A 15889-nucleotide genomic window follows, 5' to 3' on the forward strand; every position below is an offset into this window, starting at 1 on the left:
CTTGACGGCTCCCGCCTTAAAAGTCTTACGAGGAATGGAAATCATCGACACAATCCGTGTTAGCCGTCGCCCGGGTGGGTATCTTCATAGCCGCTGGCGTGCAAAGCCGCGCCTTCCTGCGCGCTGCGCAGCATTGCAATCTGGATCTGATGGATGAGACCGGCGGCAAAGTTACCGTTGTCTCCGGTCTGCTTCGCCTGCTCGGGATCGGCTTGTTGCGGTTGGCGGTCCGCGGCCAGTTGGCTGGCAATTCCGAGGCCGCCGCCTTCGGCCAGCGCCTTGCCCAATTGCTCCGCCATCATGCTTTTCCAGATGTCTCCGGCAGTTCCCGAACCGTAGAGATTTGCGGCCTCCGCCGGCAGCATGCTGCCGATAAAGGACTTGAGAACCATCGCCTCAAAATCCCGATAAACCCGGGGCACGTCGCCGTTTTGCGGATTGACCCGGGTGCCGACCGGACGGCTTGCGGCGGCTTCGAAGGCGGCCTGCGGCGCATCGGCGGACGCCGCCGTCAGTTTTCGATGGGCTTCGCGCACGCTCGCCGGATCGGCAGCCCGAACCACGTCCATAACCAGATCGCTCGGCGGTGAGATGGCCAATGTTCGAGCCCCTTGTTGCTCCTTGGCGGCAACTATGCACCACGAAGCTTACGGGAGGCTGGAGGCTTCGTGCCTGTCGGCCGGGCGCGCCCGCTTGCCGCCTCCAGCATGTCAAGAAGGCCGTCTTCGTCGGACTGTCTCCTTGCATCATCCCGGGCTTCGGCCAGATGCTCGCCGATACGCTTGCAACGCGTCTTCTCGCGCATCGCCTTTTGCTCCTGCAGCCTGGACCTGCCCGCCAGCGCCTGCTCGCGCTCCCTGAGCTTTTCGAGCCTGCGCGCATAGAGATGCGGAAAAAGGCGGTGGACGTGCGAGAAGCCGCCCATCGTCTCGATCAGCCGCTCGATCTGCTCGCTGACCTCCTCGCGCTGCCGGTTTGTATCGGCAAGTTCGGTCTCGGCCAGCCGCTGGAGCTGGCGCTGCAAAAGCGCCAGCCGGCCGAGGCTGCGCGCGCGTTCCTTGCGAGGATCAGCGACCATCGAACACCGGGATAAAGCCGTCGGCGAACTCGGAGAAGAACTCGCCGGAACCAAAGAAGAGCAGGAAGAGACCGCCGGTCAGGATAAAGGGAAGCGCGATGAAATAGACGGGAATCTGCGGCGCCAGCTTGTTGACCATGCCGACCGCGAGGTTGAAGATCAGCCCGTAGATAATGAAGGGACTGATCAGCCTGAGGATTGTCATGAATGAGGAGGAAAGCGTATCGGAAAGCGTCACCAGCGCCATCTGCGGATCGAAGCTGCCGCCCACCGGCATCAGTTCGTAGGACATCGCCAGCGCCTCGATGACGATGTGGTGGAAGTCGAGCATGAAGAGGATCAGAAGGCCCGTCAGCGCAATCAGATTGCCGAGCTCGGTCTGCGGGTTCGCGTCTTCCAGACCGGCCGATGGCATGGCGTTGAAGCCGATCACCATCGAGACGGCCGTCCCGGCAAACTGCAGCGCCAGAACGTAGAAACGGGCGACGAGACCCAGCACCGAACCAATGAGGATCTCGACGAGGATGAGCGCCACATAACCGCCGGTCGATGTCGCGACCTTCGGGTAGATCGATTGCCACATCAGAGGCAGAAGCGCCATTGACGCGGCAATGGCGATAAAAAGGCGGATCTGCGGCGGCACCCGGGCACTGCCGAGGCCCGGCATGATCATGAAACAGGCACCGACGCGGCAGAAGGATGCAAAGAGCGCCAGCACCGTCCCTTCCGGGTCGGGAATCATGAGATCGAGCCCAGGATCTCGATTTCGATGCCCTTGGCTATCTCGACATGGGAAATCACCGGCAGCGTGGCGAAGAGCCGCTCAATGATCATGCGCACATAGGGCCTGGCATCGGGCGCCGTGACAAGGACAAAACGGGTTCCCTTGTCGAGATGCCCGCGAATGACCTTGGTGGCCTGCTCGCTGAACTCCTCAAGCAAGGCCGGCTCTATGTCGAACTCCACCACATCGCCCTTGGCGTCGCGCTTCAGCGCCTGATGGAACGCCAGATCCCAGCGGTTTCCGAGCCTCAGGATCCGCAATACGCCATTGTCCGCCAGATCGCCGCAAAGCTGCTGCGCCATGCGAATGCGGACATGTTCGACAATCTGCTCCGTCTTGCGAAGATGCGGCGCGAGTTCGGCAACCGCTTCAAGAATGAGATGCAGGTTGCGGATCGATACGCGCTCGGCCAGCAGCAGTTTGAGGACCGCCTGCAGACCGGAATAGGACATGTGGTTGGAGCAGATCTCGTCGGCAAGCTTGCGGTATTCCGGGTCAAGCCTGTCGAGCAGGGCCTTCATGTCCTTGTAGGACAGCAGCTGCGGCAGGTTGTTGCGGATCACCTCGCTGAGATGCGTCAGGACCACCGAGACATTGTCGATCGGGTGGAAACCCTCGCGCTTCAACTCCTCGGTGAGCGTCTCCGTGACCGATACGGCCGGCAGACCGAAGGCCGGCTCGCGGATCTCCTCGCCGGGAACGGAGGGCCGCCTGCCGTTGCCGATGACCACCATGACTTCGCCGACACGCAGGTCGTTGACGGCAACGGCGGTTCCGTGAATGCGGATCTGATAGGACTTGTCCGGAACGGCAAAATCGTCGGTCACCTTGATCTCGGGGACGACGAAGCCGTATTGCGAGGCGAATTTCCTTCTGATCTTGCTGACCCGGAAGGCAAGCTCCTGATGGGCACCGAGCAATCTTGCCGAAACCTGCTTGCCGAGGCAGAGCTCGATTTCGGCGGTGTGAAGCACGTTCTTGACCGAGTCCTTTTCCTGTTCCTTCTGCTCGATCAGTTTTTGCTCCTCGTTCTGGCGCACCGCCTGGGTGTGCCGTTCGAGCTGGCGCGGAATGAACCAGCCGGCAAAGGCCATGGCGCAGCCGAGCACCATGAAGGGCAGGAACGGAAGGCCCGGCACAACGGCGAGCACGATCATCAGCCCGGCTGCAACGAACAGGGCACGCGGATAGCCGCTCAGCTGACCGAGGACGGCAACGTCGGTTGAACCGACGGTGCCGCCCCGCGAGACCAGCAGGCCCGCCGCAAGAGAAACAATGAGTGCCGGAATCTGCGAGACCAGACCGTCGCCGACGGACAGTTTGGTAAAGACGTCCGCCGCGTCGCTGATCTCCATTCCGTGGCGCGTGTAGCCGATGATGATACCGCCGAAAATGTTGATCGCGGTGATGATCAGGCCGGCGATCGCGTCGCCGCGCACGAATTTCGACGCGCCGTCCATGGAGCCGAAGAAGGAGCTTTCCTCCTCCAGTTCGCGCCGGCGCTTGTGTGCGGTCTTCTCGTCGATCAGACCGGCCGAAAGATCCGCGTCGATCGACATCTGCTTGCCGGGGATCGCATCAAGGGTAAAGCGGGCGCCGACCTCGGCGATGCGTGTGGCGCCCTTGGTGATGACGATGAAGTTCACCACGATCAGGATCAGAAAGACGATGACGCCGATGACAAAATCACCGGACATGACCATCTGGGAGAACCCGCCGATCACGTAGCCGGCCGCCGTCGTGCCGTGATGGCCCTCCGACAGGATGATCCGCGTCGTCGCGATGTTGAGCGACAGGCGCGTCATCGTCGCAATCAGGAGGATGGTCGGAAAGGAGGAAAAATCGAGCGGCCGCTGGATCCACAGTGCGACCATCAGGATCAGAACCGAAAACGCGATGGAAAAGGCCAGGCCGATGTCGATCAGGAAGGCCGGGATCGGCAGAAACAGAATGGACAGGATGACGACGATGCCGATGGCAAATGTGACGTCGCGACCCTTCCCCTCCAGCGGCGGCACTGCTACGGCTGTTGTCTCGGCCATGACAATCCTTGCTCGTTCCCGACAATTGCAGCGCCTGCGGCGCGGTCATGCAATCGGCGTCAAACTAGCGGACGAAACTTGCGCGAAGATGGTTGCGGATTCGCGGCGATTGCTAAAAGCCGCTTTCGATCCGCGAGAAAACGAGCGTGGTGAAACTGTGGATCTGAGCGCCCACAAACGGCGCGGAAACGGCGACGGTCACCAGTATGGCGACGATCTTCGGAACAAAGGTCAGGGTGATTTCCTGAACCTGCGTCAAGGCTTGCAGGAAGGCGATGCCGACGCCGACAAACATGGCGACGAACACCGCCGGCCCTGATGCGATCAATATGGCCCAGACGGCCTTTTGAACTATGTCGAGTGCGTCGGCTTCGCTCATTTCCAGGACACCGCCATTCCCGTCTACGATACCGTCATGCCCGATCCGATCGCTACCTTTTCGCCGCCTTCGAGGATCGCGATAACACCATCATCATACAGCTCGATCTTCTCGACAACACCGGTAATGGAGCCGTCAAATGAGGTGACGGTGCGGCCGATCAGCGAACCGGCCTGACCGATGGAGGATGCGGCGAGGATCTGTTCGAGGCGTTTGTTGGTCTGGATCGTCTGCTCGACCTGCGAGAACGACGCCAGTTGCGAGATGTATTCGGTGGAATCCATCGGCTGGGTCGGATCCTGGTTCTGCATCTCGGCGACCAGAAGCTTGAGGAACGTGTCGTAATCGACCGTCGCCTTTTGCGAGGCGCTGTCGGCAGCGCTGTTGCCTGTCGCCGCCGCGACGCTTGATACTGCATCTACCGCCATGGTGCGATTTCCTTTCTGATGTCTTCCAGTGTCTCAACAGGCATCTGCTGGTTGTTGAGAATTTCCTCTTCGATCTTGTAGAGCGCGCGGATGGCCTTCAACGACTCAAAGACGCGCCCTTCGGTCACCATTGCGTCGATATGTTTGAGTTCCGTCAGGATCTGCTCGTTGCTGAAACAGTTCAGAAGCATCACCACGGACTTCTTGAACATGGCCTGTGACTGTTCCGCGCCCTCCGGATTGATCAGCATCATCTGAACTATGAAATAGAGCTGTCGGAGCGGCGTGGTCGCGTCCTCGGGCTGGAGCACATGGTTTTCCAGCAGGAATGTGACATCGTTGAGGAACTCGAGGCCGACCTTCCTGTCGACCCTGAGGACCGCGCCGTTGATGAAGATTTTCTCGCCTGTCTTCAGCGAGATGCGCAGTGAACTTTTCATTTCAGGCCGTCCCGGATAATCGATGAAATATCAATGATGCCCTCGTAATTGTCGGACTCACCGCTTCTGATCTTTTCCGCCTCGCGAAGGATCCAGATGCCGATCGAGATCAGATTGGCGCGCAGATCCTGATCAAGCTCGTTTTCAGGAGACCCCAGATCCTCGATGAATCGCACCCAGACCCGGTTGACGAAGAACAGGGCCTCGATGGATTCACGCGATCCCGGCCCGCTCCGGCTGGCCTGCTCGAGCATCAGGATGGATTTGTCCAGAACCTGCCGTTCACGGTCCTTGGAATCAGCAACATCATCTTGCTGCACCTCCGCATATGAGAACTGATACATTTCAGCTACCTTTTGCCCTCTCCGTTGCTCTTCCCGCACGCACCAACTAGAGATAGTTGGTCAAACTCAACTGCTGGATTCTCGCCGTCAGCTGGTACGATGTCTCCATCTGTGTGATCAGTGTGGTCAGCCGCGTCGCCGCCTCATAATGGTCGACGGCTTCCAGTTCACCGATATATTTCGACATCACATTGATCTGGATGTTGATCGATTCATTGGCTTTCTCGACACGCTGTTCGGACAGCCCGAGCGCCGTCTTTTGATGATTGATGCCCGATATGGCATCGCCGACATAGCCGGTCGCCCGGTCGACAAGCACGCTGCGCGTGTCTTCGGCAAGCGGGGTCGCCAGCATCTCGGCGACGATGACCGACGCCATTGCCATGGCCTTCGGACCGTCGGCATTGATCGTCGCGGAACTGTCGACGACCTCATTGGCGCTGATGCGGCTGGTCATAACCGTGCTGTCGGCGCTTGACCAGTCGGTGCCCCAGCCGGCGCCGAGGATCAGCGGCTCGACATGGTTGGTCAGGAAATCGTCCATTTGCGCGGCGGTAATGTTTGCGGCGGCGGCGTCGTTTTGCGTATGGCCGAAATAGGCGAGATAGGCCGCGTCGAAAGCCGTCTTCGCGGCCGACCCGGGCGCGAAATAGTCAGCCATCGGCCTGACATCGGTGTTAACCCCGGCAAGCAGATACTCGCCGTTGACGGATGCGTTCGCAAAGGCAGTGAAATTGACGAGCGAGTCGGCGACCGTGTTGGAAATCACGCTGAGACGACCCTGGTCGTTGATATCGACAATACTCAAAAGCGCCGACAGCGAGGTTTGCGCGGCTTCCGCCATCTGCGTCAGCGCGTTTTGCGAGGATGACAGCCGGTTCGTCACAAGAGCGTTGCCCAATATGGTTGTGTTCATGCGCTCGACATCGCGGGTCATCGAGATGTGGCGCGACGACGTGGCGCCGAGTTCCAGTCCGATATCGGCATGGCGGCGCGTAACCGCCTCCTGCTGCGCGTCCATTATTTCAGACTGGGTGCGCTGGACGGTCAGCCGCATGGCGTTCTGAATGGCGAGTGTCGAGACGAAAGTCGTTTTCATGTCGCTACCTCGCCGCCGCCAACAGGGCGTTCATCATCTCGTCGATGGTGGCCAGGAGTTTTGTCGAAGCCTTGTAGGATTGCTCAAGCTTCAACATCAGCGTCATTTCCTCGTCGATATTGACACCGGTTTCCCTGGAATAGGTTTCAAGGATGCGCGTGCTTTCCGCCTGCCGCGTCTCCGACGCCTTCGAGGCGTCCGAGCGGCCGGCCTCCAGCCAGCCGATCGACGCGGACGTGTATTCGATGAGGCTTGTCCTGCTTCCCGCCAGTGCGGTTGCGTCAAAATCGATGGGGTCGCTCAGGCCCGTTACGTAACTGTCCAGAAGACTGTTGAAGCCGGCCACGCCCGTCGCGTTCGACACATAGGCTGCGCCATTGATGCCGCCGTCGCGCAGCAGCAAGGGATCTCCCGAACCCGGCAACAGGGCGGGATTGACCGCGACCGAGGCAGACATGCCGGGTTCGATCGTCGCCGTGGACGGCACCGTGCCGCCGGCCCAGGTGAAAAGGCCCGGCAGGTCCGGCAGGGCGCTGGCCGTCTGATCATGTTCGGCGAAGGTCGCCACAAGTCCGCGCGCGATTTCATCAAGCTGGTTCTGATAGGTGAGCGCCAGTGAATCGCGCACCTGCAGATGGGCGGCCAGTTCGCCCTTGGCGCTGGTCTGAACACCCTGCCCTATCACGAGCGGCACGCCGTCAATATAGATGGCGTTGCCGGTGGTGGTGGCGTCGAAGCCGGTGGTGTGCACAAAATCCACCGATCTCGGCGCCGTTTCGAACAGGGTTTGACCGCCCGTGGTATAGATCGCCAGATCGTTGCCGGTGCGTTCGATCGTGCGAATGCCGACCAGCGTGGATATCTCCCGCAGGAGCGTGTCACGCTTGTCGAGGGCCTGCGAGACATCGTCACCGGACAGCGTACCGGCGACGACCGCCTGATTTGTCTGCTCGAATTCGCCAAGAAGACCGTTCAGCCTTTCAACGCCTTCCCTGATTGCCAGATCCGCGTCCAGGCGCAGTTGCTGGACGGCGGCGGATGCGTTGTTGAGATTGTCGGCAAGGTCCTTTGCGCTCGAGACAACGGTGGCGGCCAGCGTCGTGTTGTTCGGCGTGGCCGCAAGCGTCTGCAGAGCGGTCTGAAGGTTGCCGAGATAGCGCGACGGCGACAGCTCGTTGTCGTTGCCGCCGAGCGTCGCCTTCAGCCGCGCGAAACCGTCCGAAACGGTCATTTGAGCTTGGCTGACGGCAATACTGTCCAGAGACTGAGACAGCAGGAGCTTGTTTTCCGTGCGCTGGACGGAAACGGAGAGCGCGCTCCCAAGATCCGACTGCAGGGTGGGAGCGCGGCGTGCGTAGTTCGGGTTACTGGCATTGGCGATGTTGTCCGAAACCACAAGAGTCTGTTTCGAAGTGTTCGATAGTATCGACTGAGCCGTTCTAATCGCCGCTGACAATGACATGATCGGGTCCTAAACCTGCAAAGCCCCTACCGCTTGAGGTTAACCAGGACGTCCATGAGATCCGAACCCGTCTGGAAGACCTTGGAATTGGCGGTAAAACTGCGCTGCGATTCGATCATGCTTGTCAGTTCCCCTGCTATGTCCACATTGGATGCTTCAAGCGCACCGGATTTGATGGCGCCGAAATTTCCCGATCCGGCAAAGCCGGTCGTCACCACGCCCGATTCACTGTTTTGCGAAAACACGTTTCCGGAAATCGGATCCAGCCTGTCGGGGCTCTGCACATCGGCCATGGCGATACGGAACCTCGGAGACAAGGTGCCGTTTTGATATTTGGCGAAGACGGTTCCGTCTTCCCTGATCTCCACGCTGGTGACCTTGCTCGGCGAGTTGCCGTTCACGGTCGCATCGCCGACGGTGAATTCAAGAGAGAGCTGGGTCATCTTGGCAAAATCGATGGTCAGGCTCTGGCCATTGGGAACCGTGAAGGTCGCCGATGTCGGGCTTGCGCCTGCCAGCTGCCCGTTGGTCGGATCGAAGGTCAGGGTCGTTGTCGTCAATGGAGCGAACGAATAGGGGAACGACGTCCCGGGGGTCGCGCCGGCCTGGTCGAAGACCGTCACTTCCCAGGTGTTGGTCGCGGTCTTCGTGTAGTAGAAATCAAGCAGGACCTCCTCACCGAGATTGTCATAGACGACCAGGGAGCTTTTTGAGGTATATTCGGAACCGGCGGCATTTGCCGACGGCAGCGTTCCGGTGACCACAGATGCGCTGGACTGAAGGTTTGCGGTAAAGACGCCGTTGGTCGAGGGCGCCGCGACCAGTTCTCCCTGTAACACGTTGACCGGCACGAGACCGTCAAATCCGTTCACGACCGGCGTCGGCGTGCCGTTGGCAAAGTCATATCCCATCAGCTTGTAGCCGGCGGCGTTGACGAGATTGCCGTCGCTGTCGGGAATGAAGGAGCCGGCCCGCGTCAGAAACGTGCCGCCGGCCGAATCCTCGACGACGAAGAAGCCGCCGCCATTGATGGCCAGATCCGTCGTGGAGGTGGTGAACTGGAGATTGCCCTTTTCGGCAATCGCGTAGCGCACCGATGTGCTGACGCCGCCCGAATTGTATGATCCGCCGCCGCTCGGCAGGACCAGGGATGAAAACTCGGTCGAGCTGCGCTTGTAGCCCGTGGTGTTGGCATTGGCTATGTTGTCCGCGACCGTTCCGAGGCGTGCCGCCTGGGCATTCATACCGGAAACACCGGTCCGCATCATTCCGTAAAGGCTCATCGCACAGTTCCTCGTTTGCTGTTTAGACAGGGGTCCTCGTATGCGCTCTCGTCAGGGTAGTTCGGCAGGCTTGCGCGAAACTGGCTAGCGGTCGAAGCCGGGCGGGACGCTGTGCGGACATCTGCTTGAAGGCGGACGCATGCGAGAGCCCGCGCCACGGGTCCGTCTATTGCCAGTCTATGCGGTAACCAAGGAACCGCTTTGAATCGACGGGATCGAAGCCGAGCCGCATGCGAAGCTTCTTGCGGAGCTTGCTGATGTGACTTTCGACAACGTTCTCTTCAACATCGTCATCAAAGATGCCGTAGATGGCGTTGAATATCTGCGCCTTTGTGACACGGCGGCCGCGATTGGCCACGAGATATTCCAGGATGCGCCTTTCCCGGCGCGGCAGGGGAAACGGCTGGCCGTCGATCTCCGGATCGCGTCCGTCCGAATAGACACGGATCTGACCGATCTGGGTGTATTCCTGCTCCGGCTCCAGCCTGCGCCGGATGGCGGCCGCGCGGGCAAGGATCTCGCGCGGATGGATGGGCTTGCGGACAACGTCGTCGGCGCCGCAGTCAAAAAAGGCCAGCGTGGTATCGAGAGACGGCTTGTCGCTTACCGCTATGACAGGCGCCTTGGAGCGGTCCCTGATGACCCGCGGCAGGACCATGTTGTCGCTGCCCTGTCCGATAAGAAAGGCCTCGACCGCATCGATGTCCGAGTCTGCCGCCGTATGGACCCACTCACCGAATTCATCCGGATCAAACCCGGCGGAAGGAACGCCTTCCCTGCCGAAGAGGGAGGTATAACCCTCCGTCACCAATTCCCTCTCATCAACCACTACGATCATCGTGCCGCCCCGAATCAGCTCATGTCCCCGTTAAACGATTGGTAACGAAAGCGCGGAATCTTCGACAATTACAGAAAATAAATGGTGATTTTTCGTAGTTGAATGTGACAGAGACCCCGATTTGCTACTACATCTAGTGGTAATCTGTGGATAAATACATATTTCCTGTGGGAATGTTAACGATTATTCCAGCATAGTTAACATTCGTGTATTGACAGCCCTTGCAGTGTCAGAATTTACCGATCTGCGGAACCCGATATATGAATCAATTTCAGGTTGCGACACAGAAAGCCCTGGCCTGTGGCGTCCAGCGGCCATAACCGGTGGCAACAAGGTTCCTGATCACGCGGCAGACATACTTCTTTTGCGCCGGATCATTGTCCGGGCCGGCGTGGTATCTGGCGACCGCCATCGTCCAACTCTGGTGCCGCCCGCGCAGCCGGGCGAGAAACCTGGCGGCGTAGTCGACATTGCGGGCCGGGTCGAGCATGGCGGCCAGGTCGGCAAATTCATTCCGGTGATAGTAATGGTTGATCTGCATGCAGCCGAGATCGATCAGCGTGCGGCCGTTTCGGCGCGCCGTGTGAAATGCTTCAAGCGCCTCGGACAGACTGCCGGCAAAAACGGCACTGCCCTCAATGTTGAGCGCATAAGGATGGAGCGATCCCTTGCGGCCGGTCTCGGCCAGCCCCACGGAATAGAGGATTCCGACCGGAACGCCGTGCTTTTCGGCAGCCGCCGCGATGTGGCGTTCGCAGGCGCTCGCAAGGGCGGCGGACGTACTAGAGATAGACAGCGTCAGAAACAGCGCGACCCGGATCGTCCTCCGGACCCTCATGGCCGAGCGGGCGTTCGCCGCCATGGGATCCGTCATCCTGGCGGCCGGGGCGGCTGCCGCTGCCGTTCTCGGCGGAGTTGTTTTGTCCCGATTGCGTCGCACTGTCACCGGCACCTTGACCCGCCGACTGCGAAAACTGCTGAACGATGCCGCGGTCCTGAACGGTGTGCTGAACGGATATCTGCTCGACCGCATAGCCCTGCCCCTTCATTGCCTTGAGGATGTGCTGCTGGCTGTCCGACAGGTGCCGATAGGCCTCCAGCGTCTGGGCGTTGAGTTCGACCACCAATCGCCCGCCTGACAGTTTCAACGTCGCATCGACGGTTCCGAGTTCCGCCGGGTTGAGCTGAATCTTCAACGTGTTCATCGTGTTTTGTGTCGTATTCAGCGTCGTTGCGGAAACGGCTTCAGCGCCACGCAACATTTGGCTCCATCGGCCGTCGCCGGTCATCGCGTTGATGACAGATGCCGCACTTGACTGGGTGACGGACAGACCCGGGAACTGGCGTGCCGCGACCACGGTAACGGTGCCGGGTGAAGGCGTTGGCGCCTGATCCGCCGTCGGCTGCGGCATCGACGCGCCGAGGGACTTCGATGCATTTCGATCCGCGGCAAAGGCAAAAATATCGGGACCGGATTTTCCGCCGGCGCCAATGCCCGCATCCTGTTGCGTCCGTGTTCCGGTATCGCGCGCGGGCTGATGCGTCTCCCCGGCGGGCTGCTGCGTCTCTCTGGCGGGCTGCTGCGTCTCCCGGGCGGCAGGTCCGGTATCGGGGACCGGCGCCATGTTGGCATTCGCGGGCTTTGCCGGTTCCACGCCGCGAGCGTTGTTCTGGCGCACCGGCATGGTCTGTGCGGCAACGACACCCATCGCGCGTTCCGCTGCGGATTGTTGGACCGAAGGGGCTTGCGCGTTCGTCTTTTCGGCTGTTTTGGCGGGTACGGGAATGTCGGCCTCTTGCAGGGTTTTGGGCGCGGGTTCGGATTTCGCCTCGACGGGATTTTCCTCATCGGTTGGCTGACCAGGCCTTGCCGGCACCGCATTATCCTTCGCTTTCTCACCGGCTTCCGCGGGCATCGTCGTACGAAGAACCGGCGGTTCAAGTTGCCGGGGAAGAGAATGACCGTCGCTCCTGCTCAGCCCGTCCGGCCTGACGACAGGGCCGCCGGTCGCCTCGCTTGCGGCATTTGCCCTTCCCCCGGCCGCCGGGCCCTCTGCCTTGCTTGAGATTTTCTTTCCGGCTTCGTCCACGACCGCACCGAATGTGCGGCCCTCATCGTCCGCGTTTGCTGCCTTCTGGTCCTTCGCTCTGTCCCTGCCTGCGATTGCCACCGTGTCCGAGGCGCCTTTTGCGGGACCTGACATTGGGTTGCTATTCATTGCCTTCCTCATTCAACAAACTATCGATATCCATCAATTTCTCGCGCTTTGAAGCCATGAAGCTGTTATGCAGTCCGGCTTCGGGGCCCGCCTCCTGCCCGGCCTGCCCGACATCGGCGGCTTCCACCGGGTCATCCGCGGTCGCGCTCACCGGCACAGCCGGATTTTCAAGGACCGACGGATCGGGCGGCGCTGTCACCTGGTTCGCTATGGCCTTTGCCGCTTCACGCAGCGCCAGATCGCGTTCCGACAGCTTGTCGTCCGGTATGGCCGTCATCGCCTCGATCGCTTCGGTGATATTGCTGGTCGGCACTTTGGCGATCCCGGCATAAAATCCCGCGAGTTCGCGGACCACATCCTTCTTCTCGCCGGAGAGCGCCTCTGCCCGCCTTGCGGCAAGGAGCGCGATTTCTTCCTTGCCGGCAATGGTGCTCATGCGCGCCATGCGCAGATAGATTTCCCGCTGGCGCGGCAAATCCATCAGGGAGAGGATGTAATCGACACGCTGTCTTTCCGCCACATCGGAATTGGAGACGATCGCATGCACAAAGATATCGACAAACTGACTGGCATAGGGTGAGTGAATGAAGCGGCGAACATACCGTTCGGCATTGTCCAGCGAGCGGTCGATGTCGCCGGCGCGCGACGCAATATGGGTCGCACGGCGCAGCGATGATTCCTCGATGATGGTTCCCGGAGCCATCAGGCGCGCCCAATCGAACAGCCTGAGCGCCGCGGCCTCGTTATTGGTGGCGGTCACGTTGGCAGCGACCAGGACCACATATGCACCAATGCGCGTGTGACCATATTCGCCAAGCAGACGCTGCAACATCGGCTGCGCCTTTTCCGGAGCGCCGGAAAAGTAGATCGTCAGCGCGTCGGTCAGACGGCGGTCGAAATAGCCGTCCTCGTCCCGCTCGACGAGGTCCGCCAGCGTCTGCGGATTGCCGCCGCTCATGGCATAGATCAGCGCGGCTTCGACATTGCGGTCGTCTTCGAAGACCGCCATGTCGGCCTCGCGCAGACTGCTGTCAACGATCTTGAGCAGATGGCGCTGGACCTCACCGGCCGAATGATCGCCGAGCACAACGGAGTCCTGCACATATTGCAGCGAACGGACGATCTTGTAGGGGGGCAGCAGCGGCACATCCCGCTGAGCCGGCATGGCATCCGTGGATACAAACAGCAGACCTACTGCAAGCGCCAATACACACCACAATCCCGGTGCGGACAGGAAGAAGGCTTTTCCGGTTCGCGCCCTCATCGCCTTCAACCTGCAGGCCGCCGTATCAGTATCTCGATGCGGCGGTTCGCATCGGCAAGGGGATCTTCCGGAACCTTGAGCTGCCTGTCGGCTTGGCCGGACACCTCCTTGATACGCTTTTCGTCAAGGCCGCCGCGCACGAGCATGAAAAATGCGCTATGCGCCCGCGCCATCGACAGTTTCCAGTTATCGTTCTCATTGCCGGCGAAAGGACGCGCATCGGTATGGCCACGGATTATGACCGCACCGTCCCGCTCCGCCAGAAGCCGGCCGATCTCCTCCATCGCCAGCACCATGTCGCGTTTCGGCACCGCCGATCCGACATTGAACATTCCGCCCTTCAATTCATCCGTCAAGGAAACCAGCAGGCCGCCCTCGACCGGGGCGACGGTCAGGCCCTCTCCAAGCTCGATCTGTTCCTCGATCAGGGCCTGCTCGATCCGCTCCTTGAATGCGCCGGCCTCCTGTTCCTTCTGTTCGGCAAGTTCCTCCTCGATCAGCAGCTCTTCGGACGCTTCGCTCTCTTCGGCGACGTCGGTTTCGTCCATCGCTTTCACCCGCCCGGCCTTGGCGTCGGCCTCCTCGGCATTTTCGCCCTGGGGCTCCTCAAGCACTTCCAGCCCGGCGCCGGCGGCCTCAAGCGCCTCTTTTATCGCATCGTTCGATTCCGCCCGCGCAATGGTGCGCTCCTCGCCTGTATCGGTGATATCGGAAGAGGTATCGAACTCCACGGCCTTCGACCAGAAATCGGGATCGAACGGATCGCGATAGGCTTCTCCACCCGATGCGCCGGTCGCGGGTCCGGAGGTGTTGGCGCCGCCGTCGCCGGCGGCGCTGACATTTTTCTGCCGGCCGGTCTCAAGCGCGATCTCCGAAAGAACCGAATAGGGGTTTTCAAAGAAATCAGCATCGGAATATTCGTTCTGGTCACCGGCGGCCGAAGCGATATCGTCGCCGCCGCCAGCCGCCTCGCCCGCCTTGAAGCCGGCCTCCAGACTGTCCGACAGGAATTCGACCTCATCACCGACGCTTGCCTCATCCTGTTGTTTGAGGCCACGCTCGGCGGGTTTGTTGTCCGTAAGCCTGATGGGATTGAAGTAGCTGGCGACGGCGGCCTTGGTCTCGTCATTGGCCGCGTTGATCAGCCACATGACCAGAAAGAACGCCATCATCGCCGTCATGAAATCGGCATAGGCGATCTTCCAGGCACCGCCGTGGCGACCGTGCTGCGCCGGCGCGCGCTTCTTGACGATGACAATCTCGCCACCGGAATGGTGGGTCGATTGGGTTGACGTCATGGCAATACCTCGCGCAAGCGGTCAGCCCATTTTGACAGGCGCGTGCAAAGCACGGCATCGTCAATATGAATGGTCAGATCGAACTCCTCGCTTTCGACGAATTCCATCATCGCCGCGTCGTCGCCAAGTTCGCCGCGCAATGCCTCGAAAACCGACGCTGGCCCGCTCACGGTCATGGTCGTGGCGGACTTGTCCTTCAGGCACTGACGAATGGTCCCGGCCAGCGATTCGACCATCTGCGTCGTCAGCGCCTGCTCAAAAACGGGAGCCAGCACGCGCGTTACCTGGGCACCGATGGTCTCGACCAGTTCGTTGCAAAGCGTGTCATACCGCGTGGCGACGGCGGTCGAGAAATCCTGCTCGTACCGGGTGCGCAGTTCGTTGAGCTCATCGCGATGCCGGCTCCGCTCGGCCTCGAGTTCCTGTTCGTGAGCGGCCGCCAGCGCCTCGGTGATCTCACGCTTTCCCTGTTCAAAAGCCACTGCCTTTTCGCCTTCGACATCGACGGGCGCCGCCGCCTGCACCAGCTGAGCCGCGGCATCCACGGCGGGCGATACCGGTTCCCGGCGGGCGGAAAAAACATCCGTCTCATCTGCCAGCACGAATGGTTCAGGCTTGCTGAAGTCCTTGAGATAGCGCTCTATCGCAACTGCCATGCCTTATGTCTCCGGGATCGGGCCCATGTGTGCGGAATCGCGGACCTGCAGCGCGTCGTGGAAGTCCCGGTGCAAGAATAGAAGTTGAAACTTGTGCGAGGATGAAGAAAAAGCCGGCACGCGGGGCGTGCCGGCTGATCCGCAAATCCAGGTCATCGGCCGAAGGAGCGGCCGGCTGTCTGGCCGTTCAGGGTTACTGCCTGAACAGGGCGAGGATGTTCTGCGAGCTGTTGTTGGCGATCGACAGGGCCTGGATGCCGAGCTGCTGCTGTGTC

At 60.5% G+C, this 15889-nt stretch carries 18 protein-coding genes; 1 reads left to right on the forward strand and 17 read right to left on the reverse strand.

The genetic code is table 11. The annotated features are described in order from the left end of the window. Positions 1-59: 59 nt before the first annotated feature. The 17 genes from AC5E6N_RS10155 to AC5E6N_RS10235 all read right to left on the reverse strand — a co-directional run bounded on the left by AC5E6N_RS10155 (position 60) and on the right by AC5E6N_RS10235 (position 15614). Positions 60-599, reverse strand: coding sequence for a rod-binding protein (locus AC5E6N_RS10155; protein ID WP_491747713.1), 540 nt, complete (start codon positions 597-599; stop codon positions 60-62). 32 nt (positions 600-631) lie between these two features. Next, positions 632-1078, reverse strand: a complete 447-nt coding sequence (locus tag AC5E6N_RS10160; protein WP_491747714.1) for a hypothetical protein — start codon at positions 1076-1078, stop codon at positions 632-634. Beyond that, a complete protein-coding gene (fliR, locus tag AC5E6N_RS10165) occupies positions 1068-1820 on the reverse strand; it encodes a flagellar biosynthetic protein FliR (RefSeq protein WP_491691439.1) in 753 nt (250 codons plus the stop codon). The genes AC5E6N_RS10160 and fliR overlap by 11 nt, the downstream gene beginning before the upstream one ends. Further along, complete coding sequence (flhA, locus tag AC5E6N_RS10170) at positions 1817-3904, reverse strand: flagellar biosynthesis protein FlhA (RefSeq protein ID WP_491747715.1); 2088 nt, start codon at positions 3902-3904, stop codon at positions 1817-1819. The genes fliR and flhA overlap by 4 nt, the downstream gene beginning before the upstream one ends. A gap of 112 nt (positions 3905-4016) precedes the next feature. Then, positions 4017-4283: a flagellar biosynthesis protein FliQ gene (gene fliQ / locus AC5E6N_RS10175; RefSeq protein WP_267991586.1), complete on the reverse strand. Its 267-nt coding sequence runs from the start codon at positions 4281-4283 to the stop codon at positions 4017-4019. A gap of 23 nt (positions 4284-4306) precedes the next feature. Then, positions 4307-4711 (reverse strand): flagellar hook assembly protein FlgD, encoded by a 405-nt coding sequence (gene flgD, locus AC5E6N_RS10180; RefSeq protein WP_491691441.1) that lies wholly within the window; start codon positions 4709-4711, stop codon positions 4307-4309. Then, positions 4702-5151: a flagellar biosynthesis repressor FlbT gene (gene flbT, locus AC5E6N_RS10185; RefSeq protein WP_491747716.1), complete on the reverse strand. Its 450-nt coding sequence runs from the start codon at positions 5149-5151 to the stop codon at positions 4702-4704. The genes flgD and flbT overlap by 10 nt, the downstream gene beginning before the upstream one ends. Then, a complete protein-coding gene (gene flaF / locus AC5E6N_RS10190) occupies positions 5148-5495 on the reverse strand; it encodes a flagellar biosynthesis regulator FlaF (protein WP_491747717.1) in 348 nt (115 codons plus the stop codon). The genes flbT and flaF overlap by 4 nt, the downstream gene beginning before the upstream one ends. A gap of 46 nt (positions 5496-5541) precedes the next feature. Next, complete coding sequence (locus AC5E6N_RS10195; RefSeq protein ID WP_491747718.1) at positions 5542-6594, reverse strand: flagellar hook-associated family protein; 1053 nt, start codon at positions 6592-6594, stop codon at positions 5542-5544. Positions 6595-6598: 4 nt separating this feature from the next. Beyond that, a complete protein-coding gene (gene flgK / locus AC5E6N_RS10200; RefSeq protein ID WP_491747719.1) occupies positions 6599-8056 on the reverse strand; it encodes a flagellar hook-associated protein FlgK in 1458 nt (485 codons plus the stop codon). Positions 8057-8082: 26 nt separating this feature from the next. Then, entirely contained in the window at positions 8083-9339 is a 1257-nt protein-coding gene (locus AC5E6N_RS10205; RefSeq protein WP_491747720.1) for a flagellar hook protein FlgE, read from the reverse strand. A gap of 166 nt (positions 9340-9505) precedes the next feature. Beyond that, positions 9506-10177, reverse strand: a complete 672-nt coding sequence (locus AC5E6N_RS10210) for a response regulator transcription factor (protein WP_267991597.1) — start codon at positions 10175-10177, stop codon at positions 9506-9508. A 271-nt stretch (positions 10178-10448) separates the two neighbouring features. Further along, positions 10449-11015, reverse strand: a complete 567-nt coding sequence (locus AC5E6N_RS10215; protein ID WP_491747726.1) for a transglycosylase SLT domain-containing protein — start codon at positions 11013-11015, stop codon at positions 10449-10451. After that, positions 10960-12396 (reverse strand): flagellar hook-length control protein FliK, encoded by a 1437-nt coding sequence (locus AC5E6N_RS10220; RefSeq protein WP_491747721.1) that lies wholly within the window; start codon positions 12394-12396, stop codon positions 10960-10962. The genes AC5E6N_RS10215 and AC5E6N_RS10220 overlap by 56 nt, the downstream gene beginning before the upstream one ends. Continuing rightward, on the reverse strand, positions 12389-13660 hold the full coding sequence (locus AC5E6N_RS10225; protein WP_491747722.1) for a chemotaxis protein: 1272 nt from the start codon (positions 13658-13660) through the stop codon (positions 12389-12391). Before AC5E6N_RS10225 ends, AC5E6N_RS10220 begins: the two co-directional genes overlap by 8 nt. A 5-nt stretch (positions 13661-13665) precedes the next feature. Continuing rightward, a complete protein-coding gene (locus AC5E6N_RS10230; RefSeq protein ID WP_491747723.1) occupies positions 13666-14958 on the reverse strand; it encodes a MotB family protein in 1293 nt (430 codons plus the stop codon). Next, entirely contained in the window at positions 14955-15614 is a 660-nt protein-coding gene (locus AC5E6N_RS10235; protein WP_491747724.1) for a hypothetical protein, read from the reverse strand. The genes AC5E6N_RS10230 and AC5E6N_RS10235 overlap by 4 nt, the downstream gene beginning before the upstream one ends. 91 nt (positions 15615-15705) lie before the next feature. Between AC5E6N_RS10235 and AC5E6N_RS10240 the strand changes: the two genes are divergently transcribed. Further along, positions 15706-15889, forward strand: a 184-nt coding sequence (locus AC5E6N_RS10240) for a hypothetical protein (protein ID WP_491691452.1), incomplete at its 3' end; no start/stop codon positions are given.

The organism is Hoeflea sp. (assembly GCF_984452065.1).

Coding starts and splice junctions, on each gene's coding strand:
- AC5E6N_RS10160 (WP_491747714.1), bottom strand. CDS start 1,078: ATGGTCGCTGATCCTCGCAAGGAACGCGCGCGCAGCCTCGGCCGGCTG.
- fliR (WP_491691439.1), bottom strand. CDS start 1,820: ATGATTCCCGACCCGGAAGGGACGGTGCTGGCGCTCTTTGCATCCTTC.
- flhA (WP_491747715.1), bottom strand. CDS start 3,904: ATGGCCGAGACAACAGCCGTAGCAGTGCCGCCGCTGGAGGGGAAGGGT.
- fliQ (WP_267991586.1), bottom strand. CDS start 4,283: ATGAGCGAAGCCGACGCACTCGACATAGTTCAAAAGGCCGTCTGGGCC.
- flgD (WP_491691441.1), bottom strand. CDS start 4,711: ATGGCGGTAGATGCAGTATCAAGCGTCGCGGCGGCGACAGGCAACAGC.
- flbT (WP_491747716.1), bottom strand. CDS start 5,151: ATGAAAAGTTCACTGCGCATCTCGCTGAAGACAGGCGAGAAAATCTTC.
- flaF (WP_491747717.1), bottom strand. CDS start 5,495: ATGTATCAGTTCTCATATGCGGAGGTGCAGCAAGATGATGTTGCTGAT.
- AC5E6N_RS10195 (WP_491747718.1), bottom strand. CDS start 6,594: ATGAAAACGACTTTCGTCTCGACACTCGCCATTCAGAACGCCATGCGG.
- flgK (WP_491747719.1), bottom strand. CDS start 8,056: ATGTCATTGTCAGCGGCGATTAGAACGGCTCAGTCGATACTATCGAAC.
- AC5E6N_RS10205 (WP_491747720.1), bottom strand. CDS start 9,339: ATGAGCCTTTACGGAATGATGCGGACCGGTGTTTCCGGTATGAATGCC.
- AC5E6N_RS10210 (WP_267991597.1), bottom strand. CDS start 10,177: ATGATCGTAGTGGTTGATGAGAGGGAATTGGTGACGGAGGGTTATACC.
- AC5E6N_RS10215 (WP_491747726.1), bottom strand. CDS start 11,015: ATGAGGGTCCGGAGGACGATCCGGGTCGCGCTGTTTCTGACGCTGTCT.
- AC5E6N_RS10220 (WP_491747721.1), bottom strand. CDS start 12,396: ATGAATAGCAACCCAATGTCAGGTCCCGCAAAAGGCGCCTCGGACACG.
- AC5E6N_RS10225 (WP_491747722.1), bottom strand. CDS start 13,660: ATGAGGGCGCGAACCGGAAAAGCCTTCTTCCTGTCCGCACCGGGATTG.
- AC5E6N_RS10230 (WP_491747723.1), bottom strand. CDS start 14,958: ATGACGTCAACCCAATCGACCCACCATTCCGGTGGCGAGATTGTCATC.
- AC5E6N_RS10235 (WP_491747724.1), bottom strand. CDS start 15,614: ATGGCAGTTGCGATAGAGCGCTATCTCAAGGACTTCAGCAAGCCTGAA.